3 protein-coding genes are annotated in these 2896 nt (G+C 61.3%); all 3 read left to right on the top strand.

All coding sequences use genetic code 11. The features are described 5' to 3' along the window. Positions 1-758, top strand: a 758-nt coding sequence (locus tag NW835_RS00190) for a WD40 repeat domain-containing protein (RefSeq protein WP_414414205.1), incomplete at its 5' end; no start/stop codon positions are given. 30 nt (positions 759-788) lie between these two features. Further along, a complete protein-coding gene (locus NW835_RS00185) occupies positions 789-2087 on the top strand; it encodes an FAD-dependent oxidoreductase (protein ID WP_414414204.1) in 1299 nt (432 codons plus the stop codon). A 96-nt stretch (positions 2088-2183) separates the two neighbouring features. Continuing rightward, entirely contained in the window at positions 2184-2870 is a 687-nt protein-coding gene (locus tag NW835_RS00180) for a glycerophosphoryl diester phosphodiesterase membrane domain-containing protein (protein WP_414414203.1), read from the top strand. Positions 2871-2896 lie beyond the last annotated feature (26 nt).

The raw sequence follows: 2896 nt of genomic DNA, 5'->3' as shown, positions 1-2896 counted from the left end.
ACAAGACGGTGCGGGTTTGGGATTTGGCCACCCTGGGGGATGGGGTGCCACGGCTGCAGTTGCAGGGTCACACCGAGCTGATCAACAGCGTCGCCATCAGCCCCGATGGCCGTTGGATTGCCAGCGGCAGCGCCGACCGTACCATTCGCCTTTGGCAAGCTGAGGATGGCCAGTTGGTGCGCACCATCGACAGCGCCGCCCACCCGGTTACCCAGGGGTCAGGCATTACGGCGGTGGCCTTCGCTCCCTCTGGGGTGGCGGAAAAAAGGAGCCCGCCCTGGATCCTGGTGGCCGCCAACGGGGATCCCACCGTTCATCTTTGGGATCCCGGCAGCGGGGCTTTGTTGAAAACCCTGGAGGCCGACTACCCCATCGAGCAGGTGCTCCTCAGCCCCGATGGCCGCCACTTGCTCGCCGCCAGCGCTTCCGGCGTCTGGATCTGGAACGTGGGCACGGGATCCCTCGAGCGCACTCTGGCCCAGCCCTTGTCTGGCTTGGCCACCTTTGCCCTCAGCCCCGATGGCCGCCTGCTGGCCAGCGGCACCGATCACCGCGCCCAGCAGATCAAACTCTGGGATCTGGGCAGCGGCAAAGAGTTGCGCACCCTGGGCGGCCAGACTGGGATGGTGAGTGCTCTGCTGTTTGGCCCCAACGGGCAAACCCTTCTCAGCGGCGGTGCCGATGGCGCCATTCGCATCTGGGGGCCAGAACATCCTGCCTCAGAAGGGGACTCAGCCTTGAGGAATCGAGCCAGGTAAAATACTCCACGGAGAAGGGATCCCAGCAGCATGGGCAGAGTGGTCATTATCGGGGCAGGGCTGGCCGGCTTAACCTGCGCCAAGGTGCTGAGCCAGGCGGGTTGGAGCGATGTCCTAGTCCTGGAAAAAAGCGACGGCCCCGGCGGGCGGGTGCGCACCGACGCGGTGGAGGGCTTCCGTTTGGATCGCGGCTTTCAGGTGCTGTTTACCGCCTATCCCCAAGTGCGGCGGCATCTGGATCTAGGCCAGCTCAATCCCTACCCCTACCGTCCGGGAGCGATGCTGGCCCAACCCGGTCGTTGCTGGCTGTTGGGGGATCCCCTGCGGGATCCGACCAGCATTGTCCCTTCCCTCTTCAACCCCTTGGCCAGCTTTGGCGACAAGCTCAAGGTGCTGCAGTTGCGGGCGGAGCTGGCGCGGCGCACCCCAGAACAGGTTTTCCAGGAAGGACTGGGGGGATCTGACCGCTCAGTGCGAGAGTTCCTGGAGGAGTACGGATTTTCCCAAAAGATCTGCCAGCACTTCTTCTACCCTTTTTTCCGCGGCATTCTTTTGGATCCGGATCTGGCCAGCAGCGCCCGCCTCTTTGCCTTTTATTTCAAGATGATGGCCGAAGGAGCCATCGTCACCCCGGCGCTGGGCATGGGAGAGATTGTCCGCCAACTGGCCGGCCACCTTGCCCCAGAACAGATCCGCTACCAAACCTCGGTGGAGCGCATCCTGGTGGAAGAGGGAAAAGTGCGCGGGATCCGCACCGCCAAGGGCGAGGAGATCCCTGCTGAATGGGTGGTCTGTGCCACCGATGCCCCTCAAGCGCGAGCCTGGCAGGCCGAGCTCTGCCCTCAAGCTGCTGCGCCCATCCCCACCCAGGGACGGGCGGTGACCTGCCTTTATTTCTGCGCCCCCTTTTCCCTGGCCCGCGGTGCCTACTTGTACCTCAACGCCAGTGGCCAAGGCTGGATCAACCACTGGGTGCAGCTCACCCGCCTCAGCCCGGCGCTGGCTCCTGCCGGTCAGCATCTCTATTCGGTGACGGTGCTGGGGGATCCCCCTCTGGGCGATGAGGAACTGGCCCAAACCTGCCGGGCCGAGCTGCAGACCTACTTTCCCAAAGCCCCCTTGGAACGATTGCGCCTGCTGCGGGTGTATCGGATCCCTTTTGCCCAGTTTGTCCAGCCGCCCGGCTTTCAGCAGTATCTGGTTCCCACCGGCAGCGGCCTGCCGGGCCTTCTCTGGGCTGGGGAATACACCCACCAGAGCAGCATCGAGGGATCCCTGCGCAGCGGCGAACAAGCGGCGGCTTGGATTTTACAAAAATCTTCTGTATAGAAAGACACAGACTTTGACTTTCTTAATCCCCTTCTCAGCCCAAAAAGGGGGATGGTGTGGTATGTAGAGGGTGTCTACCCCAGGGATCCCTCTGCCATGCAAAGCGCTACTCTTAACTCGCTTTCCCTTCTGCAGCGCTCGTTTGAAGTTGTAGTCCCCATCTATGGGCCGCTGTTGATCCTGGCCTCTCCCGGCTTCTTCATTCCCATCGTCGCAGAGCTGATCCCACTTTTTGGGGGGATCCTCAATTTGGCCTACAGCCTAATTGTTGCTCCCATCCTGGCTGGCGCAGCCTTTTGGCTGGTGGATCAGCACCTGAAGCGGCAAGCTCCCCTGCTGGGCAACAGCCTCGACCGGGCCCTTTCGAAGGCAGTGCCTCTGGTTTTCGGCAGCATCTTAGTAGGACTCCTCTCTTTCCTTGCCTCCCTCCTTTTGATCCTTCCTGGCATTTACGTGGGAGTCAGGCTGGTTTTTACCCCTTGTGCCATTGCCTTGGAAAATCGAGGAGCTACAGAAGGGCTGCGCTACAGTTGGAACCTTGTCAAGGGCCGCTGGTGGGGCGTGTTTTGGGCTCTTGTGGTTCCAGGTTTGATTTGGGCTGTTGTCTTTTTTGTTTTTGTTGTTTTTGCAGGAGTCTTAGGTTCGATCCTCGGCTTTGATGGGACTGTGCTTGGGTTGGTGCCTGGGGTGGTCGGGGGGGTAGCAGTTACGCCACTTGCCTGGACCTATATCGTGCTCCTGTTCCGATCCCTGCAGCACTTGAAGGGGCAAGCGGCCTCCTGATTGCGGCGTTTGTCTCGGATGGCAAA

The organism is Synechococcus sp. OH2, from assembly GCF_047462155.1.
In the GTDB taxonomy this organism is placed as follows: Bacteria; Cyanobacteriota; Cyanobacteriia; order Thermostichales; family Thermostichaceae; genus Thermostichus.
The sequence above is the reverse complement of the archived record's forward strand: the minus strand, read 5'-3'. Positions and strand labels throughout refer to the sequence as shown.